At 68.6% G+C, this 21,665-nt stretch carries 20 protein-coding genes; 14 read left to right on the forward strand and 6 right to left on the reverse strand.

All coding sequences use genetic code 11. From position 1 onward, the window contains the following. Positions 1 to 100 precede the first annotated feature (100 nt). The 4 genes from ACQPYX_RS14230 to ACQPYX_RS14245 all read right to left on the reverse strand — a co-directional run bounded on the left by ACQPYX_RS14230 (position 101) and on the right by ACQPYX_RS14245 (position 6,214). On the reverse strand, positions 101 to 2,473 hold the full coding sequence (locus tag ACQPYX_RS14230; RefSeq protein ID WP_433803544.1) for a hypothetical protein: 2,373 nt from the start codon (positions 2,471 to 2,473) through the stop codon (positions 101 to 103). After that, positions 2,466 to 4,526: a DEAD/DEAH box helicase family protein gene (locus ACQPYX_RS14235; protein ID WP_433803545.1), complete on the reverse strand. Its 2,061-nt coding sequence runs from the start codon at positions 4,524 to 4,526 to the stop codon at positions 2,466 to 2,468. The genes ACQPYX_RS14230 and ACQPYX_RS14235 overlap by 8 nt, the downstream gene beginning before the upstream one ends. Continuing rightward, a complete protein-coding gene (locus ACQPYX_RS14240; protein WP_433803546.1) occupies positions 4,523 to 4,915 on the reverse strand; it encodes a hypothetical protein in 393 nt (130 codons plus the stop codon). The genes ACQPYX_RS14235 and ACQPYX_RS14240 overlap by 4 nt, the downstream gene beginning before the upstream one ends. Before the next feature lie 447 nt (positions 4,916 to 5,362). Continuing rightward, positions 5,363 to 6,214, reverse strand: a complete 852-nt coding sequence (locus tag ACQPYX_RS14245; RefSeq protein WP_433803547.1) for a hypothetical protein — start codon at positions 6,212 to 6,214, stop codon at positions 5,363 to 5,365. A gap of 411 nt (positions 6,215 to 6,625) precedes the next feature. Here ACQPYX_RS14245 and ACQPYX_RS14250 point away from each other — a divergent pair, with 411 nt between their 5' ends. From ACQPYX_RS14250 to ACQPYX_RS14260, 3 genes are all read left to right on the forward strand, one after another. Then, complete coding sequence (locus ACQPYX_RS14250; RefSeq protein WP_433803548.1) at positions 6,626 to 7,786, forward strand: hypothetical protein; 1,161 nt, start codon at positions 6,626 to 6,628, stop codon at positions 7,784 to 7,786. Between the two features lie 272 nt (positions 7,787 to 8,058). Then, on the forward strand, positions 8,059 to 8,544 hold the full coding sequence (locus ACQPYX_RS14255) for a hypothetical protein (RefSeq protein WP_433803549.1): 486 nt from the start codon (positions 8,059 to 8,061) through the stop codon (positions 8,542 to 8,544). 195 nt (positions 8,545 to 8,739) lie between these two features. After that, positions 8,740 to 9,273, forward strand: a complete 534-nt coding sequence (locus ACQPYX_RS14260; protein ID WP_433803550.1) for a hypothetical protein — start codon at positions 8,740 to 8,742, stop codon at positions 9,271 to 9,273. A gap of 426 nt (positions 9,274 to 9,699) precedes the next feature. On the opposite strand, the gene ACQPYX_RS14265 is transcribed toward ACQPYX_RS14260, so the two are convergent. Beyond that, complete coding sequence (locus ACQPYX_RS14265; protein WP_433803551.1) at positions 9,700 to 10,374, reverse strand: hypothetical protein; 675 nt, start codon at positions 10,372 to 10,374, stop codon at positions 9,700 to 9,702. 514 nt (positions 10,375 to 10,888) lie between these two features. Between ACQPYX_RS14265 and ACQPYX_RS14270 the strand changes: the two genes are divergently transcribed. Further along, positions 10,889 to 11,845 (forward strand): hypothetical protein, encoded by a 957-nt coding sequence (locus tag ACQPYX_RS14270; protein WP_433803552.1) that lies wholly within the window; start codon positions 10,889 to 10,891, stop codon positions 11,843 to 11,845. A gap of 51 nt (positions 11,846 to 11,896) precedes the next feature. On the opposite strand, the gene ACQPYX_RS14275 is transcribed toward ACQPYX_RS14270, so the two are convergent. Continuing rightward, positions 11,897 to 12,784, reverse strand: coding sequence for a hypothetical protein (locus tag ACQPYX_RS14275; RefSeq protein WP_433803553.1), 888 nt, complete (start codon positions 12,782 to 12,784; stop codon positions 11,897 to 11,899). A 440-nt stretch (positions 12,785 to 13,224) separates the two neighbouring features. On the opposite strand from ACQPYX_RS14275, the gene ACQPYX_RS14280 reads away from it, so the two are divergent. From ACQPYX_RS14280 to ACQPYX_RS14325, 10 genes are all read left to right on the forward strand, one after another. Beyond that, entirely contained in the window at positions 13,225 to 15,072 is a 1,848-nt protein-coding gene (locus ACQPYX_RS14280) for a hypothetical protein (RefSeq protein ID WP_433803554.1), read from the forward strand. 148 nt (positions 15,073 to 15,220) lie between these two features. Beyond that, positions 15,221 to 15,772, forward strand: coding sequence for a hypothetical protein (locus ACQPYX_RS14285; RefSeq protein WP_433803555.1), 552 nt, complete (start codon positions 15,221 to 15,223; stop codon positions 15,770 to 15,772). A gap of 4 nt (positions 15,773 to 15,776) precedes the next feature. Next, positions 15,777 to 16,244 (forward strand): hypothetical protein, encoded by a 468-nt coding sequence (locus ACQPYX_RS14290; protein WP_433803556.1) that lies wholly within the window; start codon positions 15,777 to 15,779, stop codon positions 16,242 to 16,244. 93 nt (positions 16,245 to 16,337) lie between these two features. After that, complete coding sequence (locus ACQPYX_RS14295) at positions 16,338 to 16,733, forward strand: DUF732 domain-containing protein (protein WP_433803557.1); 396 nt, start codon at positions 16,338 to 16,340, stop codon at positions 16,731 to 16,733. Between the two features lie 266 nt (positions 16,734 to 16,999). Beyond that, positions 17,000 to 17,389: a DUF732 domain-containing protein gene (locus ACQPYX_RS14300; RefSeq protein ID WP_433803558.1), complete on the forward strand. Its 390-nt coding sequence runs from the start codon at positions 17,000 to 17,002 to the stop codon at positions 17,387 to 17,389. A 28-nt stretch (positions 17,390 to 17,417) separates the two neighbouring features. Continuing rightward, positions 17,418 to 17,837, forward strand: a complete 420-nt coding sequence (locus ACQPYX_RS14305) for a hypothetical protein (protein WP_433803559.1) — start codon at positions 17,418 to 17,420, stop codon at positions 17,835 to 17,837. Between the two features lie 454 nt (positions 17,838 to 18,291). Next, positions 18,292 to 18,669, forward strand: coding sequence for a PH domain-containing protein (locus ACQPYX_RS14310; RefSeq protein WP_433803560.1), 378 nt, complete (start codon positions 18,292 to 18,294; stop codon positions 18,667 to 18,669). Positions 18,670 to 19,138: 469 nt separating this feature from the next. Further along, the gene (locus ACQPYX_RS14315; RefSeq protein WP_433803561.1) at positions 19,139 to 19,369 is read left to right on the forward strand and encodes a hypothetical protein; all 231 of its coding nucleotides are present in this window, start codon (positions 19,139 to 19,141) and stop codon (positions 19,367 to 19,369) included. A 511-nt stretch (positions 19,370 to 19,880) separates the two neighbouring features. Beyond that, positions 19,881 to 20,627, forward strand: a complete 747-nt coding sequence (locus tag ACQPYX_RS14320; protein ID WP_433803562.1) for a class I SAM-dependent DNA methyltransferase — start codon at positions 19,881 to 19,883, stop codon at positions 20,625 to 20,627. Between the two features lie 150 nt (positions 20,628 to 20,777). Beyond that, positions 20,778 to 21,653 carry a carbohydrate deacetylase gene (locus ACQPYX_RS14325; RefSeq protein ID WP_433803563.1) on the forward strand — a complete coding sequence of 292 codons (876 nt, stop codon included), beginning with the start codon at positions 20,778 to 20,780 and terminating at the stop codon, positions 21,651 to 21,653. Positions 21,654 to 21,665: the final 12 nt, after the last annotated feature.

A 21,665-nucleotide genomic window follows, 5' to 3' on the forward strand; every position in this document is an offset into this window, starting at 1 on the left:
TCGTATCCGGTGTCGCCCCTGGTCAGCGCCACGACGGTGGCGACCTCCGGTGTGTTGCTCCACTCGTTTTCTACGAGCACCTCGTCTCCGACGCGGAGTCCTAGTTCAGGTCGGGCGCGGTACGCGTACCCGGCGCTGTCCGGTGCCCGCCAGTTCGGGGCGATGAAGCGCCCCCGAAGGAAACCCTGACGACGTTGGAGCCGTCCGGCTTGGTCGGATCGAGCAGCGCCTCGTCCTCGGGAGTCGCGCTCTCGATGAGGTCTGCCGCTCGCGGGAAGTCCCGAGCATCGGCTTCTCGCAGGCCGTCGATGTACTGAGTAAAGATCGGCCAACCCTCCTCGAGGCCGCCAGGCCATATCGCCGTCCAAATGTCGTTCTTAACGATGCGCTTGGGTTCAGGGGTCTCGCCCATGGCTTCGCGGAGCTGAACGTAGACGACGCTCTTGTTTGCCAGGGTCGACAGTTCCCACATCCGGTGATACTCGTCCTGGCCATAATGGCTGATTGATTCGTAGGAGCTGTCGACGAACTGCCCTCCCAGTCCGACGTAGACGGCGACGGCGAAGTCGAGGGCGTCGACGGGGAGCTCGTCAACACGGCGGGGGGTGTGCGGGGCGCTCTCGCCCATGGCCCGGTAGATGCCAGAGAGGTCTCCGTTGAACCATCGGTTCGCGGCGGACGCCGCCATTTTCGAGAATTGTTTGAAGGTCGGTGCCTTGCCCTTGACGGCGAGGTGTTTGTGAAAGCTGTTGACGGCCTGAGTCAGGTCCTGGCGCCATCTCGCTGCCAAGTAGTCGGCGAGGTGGGTGTCGGCCCAGGCCCTGCGATGCCGGGTGATGACGTCGCGTGCGCGTTCGAACCCGTCGCGTCGTGCCCAGCTTCCGGTCCAGTGCTCGACGGTGCGGCCGTCGCCGAGGGTCCGTGTGGTCATGGCGCCGCGGACTTTGCGAGGCTCGCCGAAGGCGGCCTGGGCTGTGCGCAGGTCGTTGAAGAGGGTCGGGTCGATCCCCTGTCCGAGTTCATCGAGTGCGGCGAGGTCGGCACGGAAGGCCTCGGCCACCTCGTCGAGGGTGTTCCGGCTGTACTCGTTCTGCGTCTCGTACCAGGCGGTGAGGGCGACTCCGTGCCAGAACCGGGCGGCCGGGCCGAGTGCGTCTGCCATCAACCGGTGAGGGTGGGGCTCGCTGACGATGTTCTCGGGCCACTGCGGCAGTGTCAGACCGTCCCAGAGCCGGTTGACCTCGGAGATGGTCTCGGCGGAAAGGAAGGCCCGGTAGGCACGAGCCCAGGGGCGGGCCGGTCCGTGCAAGGTGACCAGGGGCAGACCGTCGTCGATGAGCCCGTAAAGCTCGGGCATTCCGGGGCTTTGCGCGGCGTGAATCTTGTCGAAATCGGCCCACCATCGCTTGAGCGCGTCGAGGCGCTCGTCGATTGGCGACTGTTGCCGCGGCTTGGTGCCGAGGTAGGCGGCGAGGATCGCCTCGACGTCATCGGCGGCCAGATTCTGGGCTTGGGCGATGTGGTCGACGGCCACGTGGTTGGTGTTGACCAGCAGCGCTGGTTCGGGCAGCGCCGTGATCAGTTCTTCGCTGGGATGTGGGTGCAGGTCGGCGTAGTCGAGCAGGTCCAGCCAGCTTCCGCCGAAGTAGGCGGACAGTGTCGGCTGGAGGTTCTTGGTCAGGGCAGTCCGCGCGAGGGGCGCTTGGGTCTTGCCTTTGGTCTTCTTGGCTAGGGCCGCGAGGAGGTCTTGGGTACGCGATGCTCGTACGCGTCGGGCAACGTCGACGGGATCGGTTGCTCGGAGCGCGGCGAGGTAGGTCAGGCGGGCTTGCTGTTGATCTGCTCGGTTGGTTCGGGCCCAACGGGACAGGGCGAAGGACGCGGCGTCCTCGTGGAGACCGAGTCCGAGTCGCTCCAGGTCGGCGATAAGGGTGGTCCAACCGGTTTGCGCGTCGTCGTGGCCGCGAAGTAGTGCCCGTTCGCCGGCCCAGATCGTGATGGGGCGCAGTAGTAGTTCGAGTGTGGGCTCGACGGTGCTCCACAGCCAGACGGCTGCTGCGGATGTGGTGCTGGCATCGAGGCTGGCTGAGATGTCATGGGCGAGCGTGAGCGCGTGCCGAGGCGTGGAGGAGAGGTGGGTCGGCAACGCAGCGCCCCACGGCTTGATCGAGAGGTTGTCGGGGATGTACCAAGCGCCGCGGCGCTGCTGTTGTCCGAGGGCGTAGTGCTGCTCGAGCGCAGGCTCGTGACCTGGCGGTAGCCCGAGGACCTCGATGGCGTCCTTGTTTCGTCGCCCGGCAGGGTCGGGTCGGACCGCGATGACGGGGCGCCCGTGCCAGGCGGCGTCGAGAGCGGCTGCGATCATCTGGTCGGTCTCGTAGAACTGGCTGCTCTTGTCGCGGGCATTCTCCCAAGCCAGCAGGACTTCGACGGTGGCCGCGGTCGCGACCTCGGACATGGTTTGGTCAGCCACGAGCGCTCCTGATGACGGCCACGAACTGTTCGAACGTCGCGGGACTGGCGGTGCTGGCGGCATATTCCGCGTACCGCTGGGCGAGGGCTTCACGTTCGCGTTCCTCGCGTCGCGCCTCGACGCGGTCTTCGTCGTAGACGATGTGTTGGTTGGTGCGGCCGCATTCGAGCAGCACCAGAGCGTCGGGGTGGCTCACCGTGTCGACGCCCGAAAGCCCGTACGTGCTCGCATCGGGGTCCTCCACAGTGTCTTGGGAGGTGGTAGCAGCGTCGTCGGTGGCGAGGACGATTGGGTCCATGTCGTTCTCGTCTCGAATGCGATCGAGGTGCGGGTCGAGTCCGAGCTCGGCATGGAAGACGAGGTCGAGATACTGCTGCTCAGGGGTGACGCGACCGGTCAATGCAGGGTGGTTGATCGTTCGTACACCGCGACCGACGAACTGATAGAACTCCCCGAACGATCCGTAGGGTCGCATGGGCACGACGATCGTGATCGGTGGGAAGTCGTAGCCTTGTCCCAGCATTTTGAGCTGCGCAATCGCTTTCAGGTCGCCCGAGTCGCGTTCGAAACGATCCATGACGCGCCGGATCGTCGCGGTCGTCATGCTGTGGTGCAGTGAGGCGCAAGGAATGCCGTGCTCGGAGGCGATCTGCGAGATCTGCTCTGCGTGCTTCTCGCCCAGCGTGGCGAACAGGACCCGGGGTTTGACCGGGTAGAGGAGGTCCTCCTGAGCGTCGAGACATCGCCGGACGATCGACATTAGGCGGTGGACCGATTCGGTTGACCGGACTGTGATCCGCGCTAGGCGGCGCTCGTCGTGCAGGACGCGCAGGACCGCTTCGCGGCCGACGACTTCCTCGCGTCGTCCGTCAGGCCAGGCGATCTCGTACACGGTGCGGGCCGCGTCTGGATCGAAGCGGTGAACTCGGAGGTTCTTGGCGTGGCCGTCGTCGACGGAGTCGATGAGGCGGTAGCGGTAAACGACGTCGGCGTCGATGGGCTTGCCGTCGAGTCGGGTGAAGCAGGCCGACATGAGGAGGCATCGTGCGTTCGGGAACCGTGCGAAGAGCCGCTGATAGGACTCCGCCGCGGCGATGTGGGCCTCGTCGACGACGATGAAGTCGACGTCTTGTGGCTCAAGTTTTGCGAGGAGGTCTTGCGGGTCCTGCCCTGTCCCTAGGGAGTGGAAGTTGGTGACAATGATGTCACTCGCTAGAAGTCGTTCTCTTGTGACGTGACGGATCGGGCCCTCATCAGCGTCGAGGACCGCCACGCGTGGCGGCCTACATCCCGGGATCATCGGGCCGGAGGGCAGGGCATAGAGGACGTTGCGACTGTTATGGGGATCGAGGGCTGCGTCGAAGGTGCCCCGGATAACCGAGCCCGGTGTGACGAATAGGGCGCGACGATGGGCGCCAGCGAAGGAGGCCGCCACCCCGAGCGCAGTCTTCCCGGCGCCAACGGACATGACACAAGCGGCCTTGCGTCCTCCGTTGGTGAAGTAGTTGACGAGCGAGGTAAGCGCGTCGTCCTGGCAGGGACGGAGGGTGCGTCGGTCCAGGAGTGCCCGGGCGGTGGCGAAGAAGGTGTCTGTGCTGGGTGCGCTGCTGGATGGCGGGGCGGCGGCTTGCAGAGGTGACGTGATCATATCTGGCGCGATCACGTCGGGGTTGAGCACCAGACTGCGGCGAAGGAGCGGATCGTTGCGCAGCACGGCCTGCAGCTGTTGCACGCACCGTGCGGTGTCCAGACGGACCGACTCATAGGAGTAGCGCAGGATCGTATAGCCGAGGGCCGACAGATCGTTCTGGCGCACGCGGTCGTAGCTGAAGGCCTTCTTCGAAGAATGAAACTGGAAGCCGTCGAGTTCGACGGCAACCTGCATGGCTGCACCATGAATGACGTAGTCGATGCGGTAGGAGCGACCGTCACGCTCGACGGCGGCCTGTGGCTCGATTCGGGGGATGATCGAGTCAGTGGTCGCCGGAGTGAGGACCCAACGTACAAACGCCTCCTCCAGATAGGAGGAGCTCGGGATGGGGTGCGGTGTCACGCGAAACTGTCCAGGGTGGCTACCCGTTCACGCAGGCGCTCAAGGCGCTTGGTGTTGTCGAACTTGGCGAGGCGCTCGGCGATCGCTAGTGCCTCGCAGTGCGCACCCTCCCGTTCCAACAACACGATGAAGCGGTCGAGGCCGGGAAGCGAGACGAAGCTCGTGCCGTCGGCTCCGTCAGACCACTCGACGCTCCAAGGAGCGGCCTCGATCAGCTGCAGATCGAGCAGCGCGAACTCTTCGAGCATCTCGAGGCTGCTGGTGCTCTCGGCTCGAAGACGCCACAGGTGCTCGATCCCGCCTTGCAGGATGAAGTGATAGTCCTCGGGCGTGCCAGGGAGCTCGATTGCCTCACGAACGTGCTGCACCATCTGGTCGGCGCTGTACATGCGGGTGTCCTCATGCGAGGAGTACTCCGAAGCGGGTGACTCGCTCGTGCGGTCGTTCCAGAAGAGGCTGTCCCACTCCGCGTCGACCTCGGGTACGGAGTTGTGGCCGGGAAGTCGTCGCCTGTCGACGCCCGGGCTCCCCGCATACCCCGCGCCGGGAACGTCCGCGAGTCTCCTGAACCACGCCGTCGGTCGAAGGGTCACCGTGCGCTCACTGCGAGCGAAGCATGCATGTCCGGCGCCTTCCCGAGGGGGTCTCCGGCTCCGGCCGGCTCGTCAGCAGCATCGATCGTTGGACAGAGATCTGTTACGTGCTCTTGACCAACGTCGCCGCTTCGCAGGCGAGTGGCAGGTGAGGCGCCGTCGGAGGGGAGGAGGTGCGTCTCGCACGCCCCGTTCGTCGTCGCGCGCCCAAGGTGCAGCGTGGGTGTTGCCACCGGACCTGGGTCAGCCACCTAACCCTGCGGCGGAGGCGGCGCGGCACTGCGCCTCCGTCATCCCGGTCTGGTCGATGCAAGCGGCGAGCCCCCCGCCGACTGCACGCGAGTCCGTCACGGCTTTCGACTCGCCGCGGCGGTCGCGGCACTGCGCCTCGGTCTGCCCGGTTTTCACCATGCAGGACTTGATCCGGTCGGACTCGGCGTCGGCGGCATCGCGGGTCTTCCGGGTCGGCGTCGTCGTCGTAGGCTTCGCCGCGGTCGTGGTCGCCAGCGGCGGGTCAACCGTCCGCGGGCCGGCGAACTGCCCGGATGAGCACACCACCGACGCGTAGCCCATCGAACCGCCCCCGGACTCGCGGACCTGCCGCGAGAGGATCTCGCCGGTCGCGGTGTCGGTGATCGTGCACGCGACGGCGCCGCTGCTGCCCGTCGGCGTCACCGCCGACAAGGTCACCACGTCCTGCGTGGTCACCGTCACGGTGCGCGACCACGGCAGCCTCTGAAGGTCGCCGCCGCCATTCGATCCGCCGGCGCCGAACGTGACCTGCGCGCGGGACGCGGTGCCCTCCACGCGCATCTCGATCGACTGCGCCACCGGCGGCGTCGCCTCCGGAGCCCCAGCCAGCCCGAGCACCGCATCCGCGGAAGCGGCGGCAGCCTCGTGCTGCGGGCAGGTCGACCGAATCGCGTCCCTCGCGCGGGCCAACGTCCCGTTCGGGTCGAGGTCCGCGCCCGGCATCTGCCCGATCGCCTGAATCGGCACAACTCCGCCATCGAGGCGCCCACACAGCTCTCCGGCCTCCGACGGCACACCCGAGCAAGCCGTGAACATCCCTGCCGCCAGCAGCAGCGCGGTCACCGCCCCCAGCCCCGCGCGCACAGCAGTCCCCGCCATGACCCACCCCCGAGTCGGATCTACCGGCCACGGTGTCGCAGCGATCCCAGCTGCGGTTACCGGTCTCGGCGCAGTTCACCCGATCGAGCGCCCGTACCGGGACCGCGCCATGACCCGCGGTCCACCGCCTCGCGCCGGCGTCGCCGTGGCGGTGCATGTCCGGGTCCCGCTGGGCGCCGGCGAGGGAGACCGAGGAGCAGCGTGTCGCCCGGCAACCCGCCGTCAGTTGGCGTCGCGGGGCGGCGGGAGGGCGGCCGTGACCAGGAGGGAGCGAGGTGGACGGCGATTCGTCCGTGCTCGGTTCGGGCTGAAACGTTGACGGGTTTGCTCACGATCAGGTGACCAACAGGTCACAGAGCGGACAAAGGGGATCGCGTGGGGCGGTTGGTGGCGGGCCGGCGGGTGTGGACCTCGGCAAGCATCACAGGGCTGGCGCTCCTGGGCGTGTTCCCCTCGACGGGGGTCGCCTCGGCGGCTCCGGGGGACGTCAACTGCACCGACTTCACCTATCAGCAGGACGCCCAGGCGGTGTATCAGCGCTATGCGCCGGCCGACCCGTTCGGGCTCGACGCCGACGACGACGGGCTCGCCTGCGAGAGCCTCCCGACCCGGCCGGGCGCGCCGATCGGGACTCAGCCGGTGAGGCCTGCCCCGATCGTGCTGCCGCCAGGCGTGAGCACGGACTGCGTGGAGGTTCGCGATGCCCAGACAGCTCTGAGGGAGGCCGAGCTCGCGCACGCCCGGGCCGACGTGGCGCTGCGAGCGGCGCGGAAGGCGCTGGCCGACGCGGAGCACGATGTGCGCACCGAGACCCGCAACGTGGCGACCGCGGAGAAGGAACTGTCGGACAAGCAGAGCCGGCTCGACCGGCTGCTGGCTACGGTTCCGCCGCCAAAGTCGTCGATACCCGGTGACCTCGTATCGGATCCGGTGGGCCAGCTGATCTGGGAGCGCGAGATCGCCGAAGCCCGGGATCGGGTCCGGTTGGCGGAGATGGGGGTGAGCGGAAGCGCCCGCTTGCTGGCGGTGTTCGAATCGAACCTCCTCGAGCGCCGCGCCGAGCTCGACCCTGCCCAGCGGATCGCCACAGCCGCGCTCGCACAACTCACCCACGCGCGAGCCGCCGCGCAGGCGTTCTGCCCGCCGGTCACGCCTGGCTCGCCTCCCACCCCGCCCCCGGTCAATGGCGGCACCATCCCCGGCCCTACCCCGACTGACAGCGGGTCGACCAGCAACCCGGGACTCCCCGGCAACAGCCCCGGGAACCCACCGCCCTCCACCACGGCCGCCTGGTTCTCCGCCGCAGGCCATGGTGTCAAGCTCGACGATGCCATGAGCCCGCTCTCGCCGGCCGACGCGACCACGTCGCCGGTTCCAGAGGTGGGCGGCGCAGCGCGCTTCCCCGTCGGCGGGGTCGAAGCCGGCGACGGCCCTGGAAGCGGAGTGAACCCTTTTCACATCGGGCTCGCGGCGGCCGGGCTCAGTGCCCTCGGCCTCTCGGTGGCCACTGCACGCCGGGCACGAGAGCACCTCTGACACCGACACGAGGCAAGTCAAGCGAAGGTCCGCGGGTCGTCCCGGCCGAGGAATGCGTGCTCTCGGACTCGCCCCACTCGCCGGACCGAGTAGCCGAGAGGAGCTCGAGAATGGCTTGGCTAACGAGGTCGGGGGCGGACAGCAGGTCGAGGAAGCCTGCACCATGGCGGGTGCACGGCCCTAGCTGACCTGGGGTGATCAAGGATTTCGCTGCGGGCATCCGGACACCGAGGACGAGTAACGACTGAGGGATCTCTGGAGACGTACCCACGGTGAAGCTCCCCTCACGTCGCGGCGCCGCAGTCCTGATCGCTGCGTTCGCTGTCGCCCTCTTCCTGTCCGGCTGCTCGTCTACCCCCGATGCGCCGCCGCCTCAGACCGCCCAGCAGATCGTCTCGGACCTCACCGCCAAGATCGGCACCGCGAAGCCGGGCCAGGTCATCACCGCGCAGAACGCCCCGAACAAGCTCCTCGGCCGTCCAGGCCAATACACCTCCGCGGCGATCTTCACCGACTCCCGCGTGCCGAAGGACAGCCAGAACCCGGACCAGCTCTCGACGGACAACGGCGGCAAAGTCGAGGTCTTTGCCTCCGAGGACGAGGCCAAGAGCCGATACGACTACATCCAGGGCCTGGCGAAGCAGACGCCGCTCGCGGCCGAGTACGACTACCTGTCGGGCCCCGTGCTCGTGCGCGTCACGAAGAACCTCGACCCGGACGCGGCCAAGCAGTATCAGGACGCTCTCGGCGGGCGCTGACTCGTCTCCGATCGACGAGCTGCGGCGAAGGCCGCACCAGGCAAACCGCGCTCGGCGCCGCAGTCATGGCCCCGCGAGCCCACCCGAAGACCCAGGAAGAGCCTGAGAAGGTTCAGGTCTCAGGGTTACCGGGAGCGCGCCCTAAAATCCCTCGACGGAGTGCCGGGAGGCTTGGAGGCGGTAGAAACGCCCGCGATGAAGAACATCGGTAGCTCGTGGGGTGAGCCGCTCTTCGAGATCGCGATCTACCGCGTTGCGCCAGAGCGCTGGCACAACGAGCTCGCGGAGCTCGACGCCCAAGCCTGGGCTGCCGTTGATCCTTACGCCGATGGCCTGCCAGCGGAATCGAAGCAGCGTCACTTCGCGATCCTGCAGGAACAGCTTCGAAGCCAGATCGGGCACTTCCCTTACGGCCAGGCCATCGGCTGGCTCCGACTCGTCCACGACGGCCCTGGCCCAGTCGTGAAGGGCTACGCCTACAAGCTCCCGCAGCGCCAGTTCCAGCGACGGTTCAGGCAAAGCTATTTCAACGAGATCGGCAAGGTGCTCGAAGTCAGCTTCTCGACTCCCGGCATCTCCAACGAAGAGATCGCCGAGATGCTCACGGTCGACATCGTCGACACCACAAAGCGAGGCCAGGTGTTCCAGGGGCGCTGGCCGGACATGGCCGCCTTCAACAAGATCGCCCCGCACACCGATTGGCGGACCCTACTCGGCTTACTCGAATGAGACGGTTGGGCCCCTGGTGCCGCTGGGCTTTCAGTTCGTCGGCCCGGCCGCCGACGGCGGGGACATCGCGTTCTGGGGGCCGCGGGACTGGACCGGCATCTTCTCCGTCGCACTCGACCAACCCGGGGTACCTCGCAGCGCCTGCAGGCCAGTGGTCGGTGGCGCTGATTCGGAGGCGCTGGCTGGCGAGCGATGGCGTAGAGACATGGGACCGCCCGTCGACGTAGTAGAGGAACTGCAAGGCCTTGATGTGGACGACGCCTGGCGGAGGCGCCGGCGAATGGTGGCGGTAGTGATGTGCCGCGGCCGCCCCGCTTCTGCGGGGCTCGGGCGGAGGCCCGATCAGGTGGGCCCCGACCGGTAGGCCACCGTGCGCGGGGGCGAGACACGTCGATGTATCCGTCGCGGCGGCCGCTCGAGCCGCTGTCAGGGCAGCAGGTGTCCGAGGGCGGCGCCGATGGTGGCGGTGAGCCGCGACTGGTGGCGGCGGTAGAGGGGGAGGAACTCGACGCAAGGCTGGTCGGGCTGGTGGAGCCGGCCGTCGGTGTCGAGCACGGCGACGGGGTCGTCGTCGCGCAGCAGGACCCAGAACCGGTAGGCGGGGATGCCGAGGAGGTCGTCGGGTCGGCGGTCCTCGAGGGCGTCGACCACGGTCGGGAACTGTTGCAGCTCGGTGCGTTGTCCGCCGTCGCCGCCGGAGGAGTCGTAGTAGCCGTTGCGGGCGTCCCAGCGGTGGCGGTCGTCGACCAGCGAGGTCAGGACTCGTGCGAGGACGCGGTAGGTCAGGGTGCGGGCGGTCGTCGCCGGTGTTGTGGCGTTGTGGGAGAGGTCAAGGTCGGCTTCCAGCCGCTTGATCAGGTCGTGCCCGCCGGGCGCGGCGAGCGCATCGACCCACGTCAGCTTGAAGGTCCGCGCGTGGATCGAACCTTCCCGGTTGAGGTCCAGGAGGTTCGTGGGTCCAGGCGAAATAAGAGTGAGGCAGTCGTAGAGACCGCCGCCGGGGTGGGTCTCGATGAGCTGCAGGTGTGGGTGGCGTCGGGCGATCTCGCTCGCGATCCACCAGGACTGCGCGGTGACGAAGCGCGGCGCAAGCTCGAACATGGCGGTTCCCCCCGGAACGTCTGGCCGCGCCGACCGAGCGAGACGGGGACGGTCGGCGAGGCCCGCCAACCTGCCAGCTCGGTGACGCCGACAGCGAGTCCTCGTCCGGGTGAGATGGTCGGAGCCGCCAGCGCCTGCCTGTCCGGCTTCGGGTCGCGGTCGGCGGGGTGCCGATGGAGCAGGGCCTCGACGGCGGCCGAGAACGTCGATCGGTGCACCGCGGAGACCGTGGCGAGCCCGCTGTGGGGGTTGCTGCGGCCGTGTTGCCCAACGCCGCAGCCGGCGTGGGCCCTCGCAGGGGACACGGCTCGCGTGGTCAGCCGCGCATGATGCCGGAGTCCTCGCCGACTACGAGCGGCTTGCCGTCCGCTTCGGCGAGGTGTTCGCCCGGTGATCATCCCCCCGGGGTGACCTTTTTATCGGGAGACCCGGGCACAGCGGTCCCGTCGCTCACGGCAGCGTGGGCGGCGGGACCGCGGCCCGTCCGAGCCGCCGACCGTCGGGAGGGCGAGCAGTGGGCGGGGAGCACGCCGACCGGCGCCCCGACCCGGAACCGGCCGCGCCGTCCGGCGGTAACGAGGCGACCGGCACGACCGACAGCGACGGTGAAACGGGGATCGTGGCTGGGGGGCCGATGAACAGTCGTCACAGAGCCGGGCCGGCCGTCGAGGTCGACGACGACGCCCCGACCGAAGCTTTCGCGCTTCCGAACTCGTCGGCGACAAGGTCACGTCGCCGCCTGCTGGTGGTCGCGATCGTGTGTGGTCTGGTCGTCGCCGCCGGCCTGGTGCTCGTCGGCCTGGGTTTTCACGGCGGCGATCCGGAACTCGTCGACGCCGCCCGGCCCGTGACGGCAGCCCCCACCGTGAGCTCGGTGGCTGTCGTCCCCGCGACGCCGCCGGCTGCGACGACGACCCCGCCGACGGCGTCGAACCCGTGTGCGAGTGCGGCGGCGTTCCGGGAGGTCCTCGAGCAGACCTCGCCCGGCTTCAGCGCCCGCCGCAACCTCACCAGCTATCGACTCGAGGGATGCAGCCGCGGGATCGCGCTCGCCCAGGGTTCGAAGCCCGAGAGTGACTCCACCTACGTCGCGCTGCTCCCGCAATCCGGCGGCCGGTACCGGGTCGAGCCCTGGCCCGCCGGCACCGAATGCACCGAGATCGGCACCACGCTGCCGAAGGCGCTGGCCGGCAAGTTCTGCGCCACCCCCGAGCCGGCCGCCCCCAGCCCGCAGGGCACCGGAACCGCCGGGGGCGCCGTTGGCAGGTGCGCGCCCGACCTCCCGACCTGCCCCGCTGGCTACCAGGAGGGCGTGGTCAGCAAGGCCAACCCCTACGGCTGCGACTTCAACGCCATCAGCGCCGACAACCCATGCCAGTACCGGCTCACCGCCGAGGGCAAGCACAACCCGACCACCCCCGCGTCCCGGTGGGCCGCCTGCCACCTCAACGGCATCCGCGAGTTCTGCTGACCCCACCCACCATCGCGATGCACCCCCGATCTCGCTGGTCGTGGGCGTGGGTCAGCGGCGGGTGAAGCCGCCGGTGTCGTCGGGCCAGACCGCGGTGATCGACAGCTCGGTGAGCAGCGCGAGCATGTCCGCGCCGGGCCGATCGGGTAGCAGGACCGCGAGGGCGGGCTCGGGGTCGAGGTAGCGGCGGTAGTCGTAGAGCTGGCCGATCGCGAGCCGGATCGCCGGGCGGCTGGTGGCGTTCTTGGCCTCGAGGAGCTCGCCGCGGGCCGGGTCGAACAGGTCGGTCCACAGCACCGTGCCCTCGCCGGTCGTGATGCGGTGGCGGTGCCCGGTGCTGCCCTCGGTTTCGAGGTGGGCGAGGTAGCGCTGACACAGCTGCGCCTCGGCGAGCTCGCGGGGCCCCTCGTCGCTGCCGCGGGACCAGTACTGCTCGAGCTGGTGCCGCTCGGGGGTGACCGCGACGACGGTGTCGACGCTGCTCACAGGTCCGGTCCAGGCCTGCCACAGCTCCTCCAGTGCGGTCAGGGCCCCACCGTCGATGGCGCGGCCCGACTGGTACACCGAGTTCCAGTGAAACCCGGCGTGTGCCTCGAGGAGCGTCTCGACCGGGAGCCTGTCGTCGACCTCGACGACCCGGTCCCACTCGACGTTGACGAACGGCGTCAGAGCCCCACTGCCGTCCCAATGCTCGCGGGGGTAGATCGGCGACCCGGCCTCAGGCCCGGGCGAGACGGTGCCGGCGGCGACCAACCCGCGGCGGTCGTGGCCCTGGCGGAACAGGAAAACCCGGTCGCCGACGTCGATGCCCTTCACTCGCCGCCCCACGCTCCAGTCGTCGGGGTAAGTGCCGCCAGCCTGGGTCTTCGCGACCATCGCCTCGTACTGACCGTCCGGGAAGTCCCACGCCTCGGGGTTCCACGTCACGACGACCGCCACCACGACCTCCTCGCAGATGAGTTCCTAGAGGGAGCCGGCTCGCCGACCAGGCGGCCGGCCCTCCGGACTGATCGTCTTCACCTCCCTATTCGTTCCGGAGGTCGCACCGACGCGCCGCCCCAGGGCGAGCACGTGTCGGGAACGCCGCCCCCGTGCCGGACCAGGGTCTCCGGCGTGGTCGCCCAGATCGGAAGCGGGGCCAGGGGAGGCTTGGTCAGGCCGGGTCTGGCGTGGTGTGAGAACCAGTCGGTGATGGCGGCGGGGCGATCCCCAGGTGCAGCGCGGCCCGGCATCGGGCCTTGTAGACCCAACCCGGCGCCTCGCGGGGACGCCGCCGGCGGTCAGGGCAATCCATCGCCCGGGGCCGGTGTCCGAGACGCCCCACGAGTCCGGCGAGCGCCGCCCTTGGGGGCCGTTCACGACAGATACGCAGAGGTCGGATGTCTTCGACCGCTTCGGTCACGGTTGTTCGATTGCTGCCACAGCACGGCGCACGTCATCGAGGTCGTTCCGGGCCAGTTGGCTGCGGACGAGGGGCGAACGCCGTACCGAGGCAGACCGACGACCGCGCGTGCGCCTGCCTCGTCGGTGTTGAGCAACGCCGCCAACGCCTCGGTTGCTGCGGCGGGGTCACTGGCGACGAAGCTGCGCCCACCGACGACAACCGCGGCGACGAGAACCGCGGGTCGCGCAACGAGGGAGCTCGCAACATCGGCGACGACAACCGCGGCAACCGCAACCAGGGCAACGCCAACCGCGGTGACGACAACCGCGGCTCGGGGAACCAGGGCAGCCGCAACCGCGGGAACCAGAACGTCGGCGACGACAACGACGGCAATCGCAATGGCGGGAACGAGAACGTGGGCGACGACAACCATGGGTCTCTGAATCGCGGCGACCGCAACGAGGGCCACCTCAACGTCGGAAACGACAACCACGGATCGCTGAACCGCGGCAACCGCAACCAGGGCCACCTCAACGCCGGTGACGACAACATCGGAAACGCCAACCGCGGAAGCCGGAATCGCGGGAGCCAGAACGTCGGCAATGAGAATCGCGGCAGCCGCAACCGCGGGAACCAGAACGTGGGTGACGACAACAGCGGCAGTCGCAACGTCGGTAACGGCAACGTCGAAGACCGCAACGTCGGCAACGACAACGAAGGTAACGACAACCGTGGGGTCTTGAATCGCGGCAACCGCAACGAGGGCCATCTCAACGTCGGGGACGACAACCACGGATCGCTCAACTCCGGTGACCGCAACCGCGGAAACTCGAACGTCGGGAACGACAACCGCGGCACGAACGACCGCGGCAACAGCAACGTCGGCGACGGCAACCGGGGCAGCAACAACTCCGGTGACCGCAACCGCGGAGACGCGAACGTCGGGAACGACAACCAGGGATCGGTCAACCGCGGCGACCGCAACCGCGGCGACCGCAACGTCGGCAACGACAAGTCCAACCTGCCGCCTGCAGGCGGCGCTCCCACCGCGCCGGGGGCTCCGGTCTTCAAGCCCGGCCTACGTCCTGGGCAGCCCGGGTTCGAGACGGGAGGCACCAGGACGATCCCGGGCGCAGGACTACCTGACGGTGCGGGACCGAACGGCGAGCGACCGGGTCAACTTCCCGGTACCGAGCGCGGGCTGAGCCTGCTCCCGAGTGGAGAGCCGATGACCGCGGCCGGTCACGTGTGGGCCGGCGGTTCCTTCGCCGAGGCTGGTCCGAACCTCGCCCAGGGCGGTGGGTCTCTCGCCGGCCCGAAGGCCGGGGCCTACCTCGGGAGCGTGGGAGCGGAGGGCCTGGTTCAGCAAGGTGATCTCAAGGCGACGGGCAATGTCGAAGGCAAGGTCGGAGCGGACGCCAGTCTGGCGGCCGGGCTGTCGAAGACACGGGACAAGGCAACCCACGAGTGGCAGACCACGGGCCTGGGCTTGACCGCGAAGGCAACACTCGGTGCTTCGGTGGACGCCGCCGGCCGCGTCTCGAAGGGACCGGTCGGGCTCGACGGACGGGCCTCGGGCTTCGCGGGCGCCGAGGCGCAAGGCGCGGCGAAGCTCAGCCGCGAGGGCCTCGCCCTGGATGCCGGGGCGTTCGCGGGCGCCAAGGGACGAACCTCCGGCGGCGCGGACGTCGGTGGTATCGGGCTGTCCGGAACCGCTGAGGGTTGGGTCGGTCCGAGGCCGGGATCAAGTTCGGCAAGCAGGAGAACGGCAAGTACGAGTTCGGCGGCAGCGCCGGAGCCTCTCCGGTCGTGGGCGGCAAGCTCGGATTCGAAGTCTCGGTAGACCCCAACGAAGTCAAGAAGACCGCCTCAGAAGCAGGAGACGCGATTTCCCACGGAATTGGCGAGGCTGGAAAGACAATTCACGCTCGGGCGGAGGACGTCGGCGATCTGTACGAGGGAGTGCGCGACGGAGTAGCAGGTGTGTTTCAATGACCGGCGGTCACTCAACGTACATTGTTGGAGATTTCGTGAGCCAGGTTCTAGTGACGGCGCTGCCCGTGCCGGTGCGCGTCGAGGCACCGCCTGGATGGGAGCACCCGACCACCCTGCCCCCAGGGGTCGCGTTCGCGGTCGGGCACCCATCTCCCGACCGGGGGGTGAGAGCAACGATCACGATGGACGGCGACACGTGGTCGCCCCACGAGTCCCTCGAGGACGTCGCCTCGCGGGTGGTCGAGCGCCTCGCCGGTGCGGGATGCCAGGACATCGTCGTGCTGGCTCGTGAGCACGTCGGAACCACGTCGGCGCCAGCCACGACACAGCGGGTTGCGCTCCGGAGCATCGTCGGCGGGGAGCTGCGAGACCTGGTGCAGGACCAGGTCTACCTCGGCCTCGTCGATCAAGGTGACCCGTCGCTGCGCGCGGTCGTCCGGCTCGTCCTGACCGCTGCATCCGAGCAACACGACGAGGTCGCCGCCGCCTTTCAGGCGATGGTCAAGAGCGTCTCGGTGACCGACATCGACCCCGCGAGGAAGAGGTAAGCACATGGGCATCCTCGATCGGCTCACAGGCACCCGTCGGCCACAGGCGGGGACACCGGCCCTCCCTGCCCGCCAGCTCTACGACGCCATCGCCGCCCTCGACCGGAACGATGTCCCGTGGTCGATCCGTTCCGGCGCCGCGGAGCGCGCCGACCTCGTCGCCGAGTGGACCGACACCACCGGACCACAGCACTTCCGATACATGATCGTTCTCAGGCTCGACGAAGCCCTTCACGAAGTCATCGCGCTCGACCGGCTCTGGCAGTCCGACGGACCCGGCGGTGGCGCGCGGTACGGGCAGGGCGGCAACGTCAGTCGCCGGGGCTTCAGCGGAACGATCGAGCGCGACGCGAACGGCAAACTGCGGGTGGTCAGGACCGGAGGATTCGACACCCGGCAGCTCAAGGACCCACTCCGTGACACGGTCACCGCCTCGGGTTGGACCTGGCGGCAGCGCGCGCTGTCCATGTGAAACCACTGTGTACGAACTTTCCGTTACGCCGTTACTGGAGAAAGCATGAGAATGAATTGCAGGCGACTCGGCAGTCCGCTGAAAGCAGCGGCATTGGCCGGGTCGCTGGTCCTGGCTCTCTTCGCCGCGGCAGGATGCAGCGGGGCCGAACAGGACCCGCCCGCGACGCAAGCCGCACCCGCCTCCGCGTCGACAACAGCAACCATCCCGTCGCCGTCGGAAGCACCATCCCTTGCGCCCGAGCAACGCGACTCCGCCTTCGTCAACGCCCTCACCAGTAAAGGCCTGCAGGTCGGCGACCCGGACACGCGCACTCAAGTAGCCGCGTCGATCTGCCAGTCCCTGGACTCCGGGGTCACCGTGCCCGCTCTGGCCGGGCAGCTACAAGAAGCCCTCGGCGGTCCCACCCCGGAGAACACCGGTTTCATCATCGGAGCAGCCACCGCGATCTACTGCCCGAACAACCTGCCTAAGCTCAAGAGCAACTGAGCAGCCCAGCTCAGCTCTTGGCCACCTCACCTGCCCGCAAAAGGGGACTCGCAGCCCACGAATGAGCGGCAGCAGTCACCGGGCTTCGCGCCATGTGCCCTGTGGCCGGTTGTCGGAACCCTGAAGCTCTTCGGCGGCATCCTTCGATAAAGATTCCCGCAGCCTCAACGACCACGTTGGTGGGTGTGTGGTCGAGACCTGCGCGCGGCTCCGCACCGCGAGTTCATCGCGCATGTTCTTCACGTAGCGCAAGAGGAAGGGGACCGATGACCGTGCCGAAAGCGATTGTCGCCGCGTTGTCGACCGCCGGTCTCGCGACAGCGCTCCTCGCCGGCTGCTCCAGCTCGGACCAACCGCCGGCGCAACCGAGCAACGCCGACCTGATCCCCACCAGCGTCGCGCCGTTGCCGGACTCGACCAAAGCGCAGGTCTTTCAGAACACTCTGGCCCAGCGGTCTCTGAGCATCCCCGCGCCGGCCGCGGTCGCGGGACAGGTCTGCGCCGGCTTCGACCGCAACGATCCGGCCCCGGCGATCGTGGCTGACGTGCAGCAACTCACCGGCCTCGACGCGGGCAACGCCGCCTACGTCCTGGGGGCATCAGTGTCCGTCTACTGCCCGCAGTCCCTCGACAAGCTCCGCCAGAGCGTCGGATGAACATTCTGAGCGAGGGGACGGCATCCGCGTGACACCAGACAACAACGCCTGGGTGGCGCCACGTCGGCTGCGCGTCAGCACTATCGGCTACGGCCTTCGACTCGGATGGACCTTCATCGCGGTCGGGGCGCTGGTCAGGATCGCCGTCGTCGGTCCCTACACGACCCTGTTCGGGTCGACCTGGTTGATCATCGGCATGGTCCTGCTCGCCGCCGACGTCCTCGTCTGGCTGACGCTTCTCGCCCTGGAACGGCTCCGGCCGCAGTACGGGCGGACCGCCCACGCCACCCCTGTGGTGACCGCGCTCCTCGCCGCGGCCACGATCGTGCCCGGGTCGATCAACACCGGCGGAGCCAGCATCGTCATCGCCGTCGTGCTGATCGCGCTCACCGCCTACACCGTCATCGCCCACGCGTTTATCGTGCGGAAGACGCCAGCCATCAAGTAGGGCCCAGAAAGCAGGGCCCAGTCGGCAACGTGTCGGCCGGAACGCAAAGCTGGTCGGCAATTCGCGCGGGACCAAATGGGGACGCAACAGACGGCGTATCGTGGGTTGCGTCTGACATGAGCCGCGTTCTCGGTTCGCGCAAGTCTTGCGAAGCTGATCACTGGATCAGGGAATGGTCGTGGCCGTCCCCGAGCGTGTTGTCGTGCCGATCCAAGGTTCCGGCGGCGCCAACCCGCTGCTCGTCAAGTGAAGGGTTGTAGAGGAACGGCCCTACCTTGCGAGGTCCAGCTCATTGAGCCGAGGAAGTCCTCGACGACAGCGTTCAGTCGCTCCGGGGGCTCGAGTGGGCGCGCAGAAGCCCGGCGAGTTCGCCGTCCGAACCTCGGTGACGTGCCCTACAGTCCCTTCGATAGCCTGGTGCCAGCGAGCTGATCGACGACTGCTAGGGGGAGCCGTGGGATTGTTCGACGGGCTGTTGGGGAACGCGTCGCGGGTCGACCCGAACCAAGCGGCGCAGGAATACGGCAGACTCCTCGCGCACGGAGAGCAGGTCCAGGCCGCTTACCTGCTGATTCGTGACGCCTTTCTCTTCACTGACAGGCGGCTCATCCTCGTTGATAAGCAGGGCATGACGGGACGCAAGATCGAATATCACACGGTTCCTTATCGGAGCATCACGCATTTCAGCGTGGAGACTGCGGGGACGTTCGATCTGGATGCGGAGTTGAAGATTTATCTTTCCGGTTCTCCGACGCCGATCCAGAAGCAGTTCGGGAAGGGTGTCGATGTTTATGAGGTGCAGGCCTTACTCAGCGCTTACGTGGCTCGTTGACGCCCTGGGTTGATCGCGGCACTGTGCAAGGTGTCGTGGCTGGGAAGACGTGCGGCTCATCCGGATCGGAGCGCTGAGATTTCTCTCGGGCGCGGACTGCGGGTATCCCGGAGGTCAGCACTGCTGGGCGGTCACTTCACGGCGTATCCGGCGTCGACGGGCAGGGCGACGCCGCGTTCTGGTCCTCGGAGAACGACCAGAACTCCGCGATCTGTTCACCACGGAGGTGGAACACGTCGACCTCGTGGGCGTGGTAGTCGACCTGGGCGGTGGTGGCGGTCGCGTCGTGGACGGCGACGCCGTCTATTACGGCATCAGCGGCCGCGCGCCATATCGGGTGGGTCAGCAGATGCCCGCGATGCGGGCGTAGCCACCTGGGCAGGTCCCCTCCGGTGCGTACATCGGCTGGTCACTGTTGATCTCAGCGTTCGACCGGGGGTCGTCCTGGTAGGCGGCGCGATCTGACTTCTTGTCGGGCACGCCGTTCGTGCATAGGTCCGGGTTCTTCGAGCAGAACGGTGAGTCTGCCGGGTCGCTGCCCGAGGCCGTCTTTGTTCGGCTGGGGGTCTTGGTCGTCGGGGTGGAGGCTGCGCGCTTCGTTGTCGTTGTCGTTGTCGTTGTCGTTGTCGTTGTCGTTGTCGTTGTCGTTGTCGTTGTCGGTGCGCTGCTGGCTGCGGGCGTGGTCGGGGGAGCGCTATGAGGGGCAGCGGGGGCCGGCGCTGCTGCGGCTGCTGACTCCGGGCCGGGAGCCGGGGTGGCGCCCGCCGCGACGTATACACCGCCGGCGCCGGAAGCGAGGGCTGCCAAGGCCAGCGCGACGACTGCGACGCGCCGCCGTAGCACGAGTGATGGCCGGTGGCGGTTGGTGGCGGTCACGGCATGTCCTCGCGTCTCGGGAGTGAGCCGTTACCGGTCGAAGACGTGGTTGCCCGAACGGGGACCAACGGAGGTGCGGCCACCCCTGGTGCAGCGCTTCTGCTTGCTCGGCTCGAGGGAGAGCGCCACCGCACCGGCGGGTTCGACACCCGGCAGCTCAAGGACCCACTCCGGGACAGCGACCCGGCCGCGCCAGCGGCCCGTCGATGATCGGCGTGCCGTTCGCTTTCCGGGGGCGAGCCGATGTCGCCCGGGGGAGTTGCTGAGTGCGATCCGCCCCGGGGGTCGGTGGAATGTCGTTGCGAGGCTCGGAGGCCGGGTGGTCGGCTCGTGTCGTGGAGGGAACTGACTGGTTCGGCCCGGCGATCGCCGAGGCCTATGACCGCGACGACGACGTCCGGTTCACCGCCGAGCACCTCGCCCTCGAGGCGGGGTTGCTCGCCGAGTTGGCCGGGCGGGGAGGTCGGGCGTTGGAGTTCGCGGTGGGGACCGGGCGGGTCGCGGTGCCGCTGCAACAGCGGGGCGTCGAGGTGCACGGGATCGATCTGTCCGCGGCGATGCTCGCGGTGCTGCGCACCAAGACCGGGGACATCCCGGTCGTGGCCGGCGACTTCACCACGACCCGCGTGCCCGGCCGGTTCGATCTGGTCTATCTGGTGTTCAACACCATCGGCAACGTCGTGACCCAGGAAGCGCAGGTCGCGACCTTCGCCAACGCCGCTGCTCACCTGCGCCCCAGCGGCCGGTTCGTCGTCGAGACCCAGATACCGGGCGTGGCCCGGATCGGACCCACCGAGAGGTTCGGGGTGTTCCGCCACGACGCGCGCGGGGTCGGCTACGACGAGTACGACCGGGCCACCCAGCAGATGTGGTCCCACCACGTCTCGCTCGGCCCGGACGGCCACGGCCGGCGCCGCTCACTGCCGTTCCGCTACACCTGGCCCGCCGAGCTCGACCTCATGGCGCGCCTGGCCGGGATGACATTGCAGCATCGTTGGGCCTGGTGGGACCGCACCCCCTTCACCGACACCAGCAGGTCCCACGTGTCGGTCTGGGCGCTCCCCGACGAGAACGGCGAGTGACCCATCCACCCGGCCCGCGAACTCGACGATGCCGAGGGCATCGAGGTCACGGGTCGAGAAGGCGTTGGGGGAGGGCGGCCCCGCCTAGGCGGGACACGGCTGTTGCACCGCTGCTGTTTTCTGCTTGACGACGTCGGCGACCATGCTGGGGTGGCGCCGCGAACGGTGGAGTTGCTCGGGTTCGACCGGGACGCGCGGGTGCTGGTGGTCAACGCCGACGACTTCGGGATGAGCGGCGGGGTCAACCGGGCGGTCATCGAGGCGTTCGACCGAGGAGTGGTCACCTCGTGCAGCCTGCTGACGGTGTGCCCGGGCACCGGCGCGGCTCTGGACGTGCTCGCCGAGCGCCCGGACGTCCCGTTCGGGGTCCACCTGACCCTGGTCAGCGAGAGCCCGACCCGGCGCTGGTCGGCGGCGGCGTCCGACGTCGGGTCGCTGCACGACGGCGCCGGTTTCCTGCGCGCGCAGACCGACCGCGACGGGCTGCTCGCCCGCGCCCGCCTCGACGAGGTCGAACGCGAGATGCGAGCCCAGCTCGCCGTCGTCCTCGAGCGTGGTCTTCAGCCCACCCACTTGGACTGGCACTGCCTGGCCGACGGCGGTCGCGCCGACATCACCGGGCTCACCCTCGACCTGGCCGTCGAGTTCGGGCTCGCCGCACGCATGTGGCTGCCCACCAGACGGCGCGCTGCGACCGCGCGGGGTCTCCCGGTCGTCGACCACGACTTCCTCGACAGCTTCTCCCTTGACACCACCACCAAGACCCACGTCTACCGGGCCGGGGTCCGCGCGCTGCGGCCCGGGCTCACGGAGTGGGCGGTGCACCCCGGCTCCGACGACGAGGTGTCCCGAGCCGAAGACCCGCAGTGGCGGGTCCGGCACAGCGATCTGGTCGCGCTCACCGACCCCTCGCTGCGCGAGACCATGCAGAGCGAAGGCATCACACTCGCCGACCACCGAGCCGCCCGCCAGGTCTGGGTGGGCGCGGCGGCAGCAGTTCCCCACCCCGAAACCGGGTTGTCCTGACCGACGAGGGCC

Origin of the sequence: Actinomycetospora sp. CA-084318 (genome assembly GCF_050955885.1) — a bacterium.
In the GTDB taxonomy this organism is placed as follows: Bacteria; Actinomycetota; Actinomycetes; order Mycobacteriales; family Pseudonocardiaceae; genus Actinomycetospora.

Bases quoted from the DNA above. Each gene is read 5' to 3' on its own strand.
- ACQPYX_RS14300 (WP_433803558.1), top strand. From the start codon at position 17,000: ATGACCGTGCCGAAAGCGATTGTCGCCGCGTTGTCGACCGCCGGTCTC.
- ACQPYX_RS14290 (WP_433803556.1), top strand. From the start codon at position 15,777: ATGGGCATCCTCGATCGGCTCACAGGCACCCGTCGGCCACAGGCGGGG.
- ACQPYX_RS14240 (WP_433803546.1), bottom strand. From the start codon at position 4,915: ATGTACAGCGCCGACCAGATGGTGCAGCACGTTCGTGAGGCAATCGAG.
- ACQPYX_RS14260 (WP_433803550.1), top strand. From the start codon at position 8,740: ATGAAGAACATCGGTAGCTCGTGGGGTGAGCCGCTCTTCGAGATCGCG.
- ACQPYX_RS14265 (WP_433803551.1), bottom strand. From the start codon at position 10,374: ATGTTCGAGCTTGCGCCGCGCTTCGTCACCGCGCAGTCCTGGTGGATC.
- ACQPYX_RS14285 (WP_433803555.1), top strand. From the start codon at position 15,221: ATGACCGGCGGTCACTCAACGTACATTGTTGGAGATTTCGTGAGCCAG.
- ACQPYX_RS14280 (WP_433803554.1), top strand. From the start codon at position 13,225: ATGTCTTCGACCGCTTCGGTCACGGTTGTTCGATTGCTGCCACAGCAC.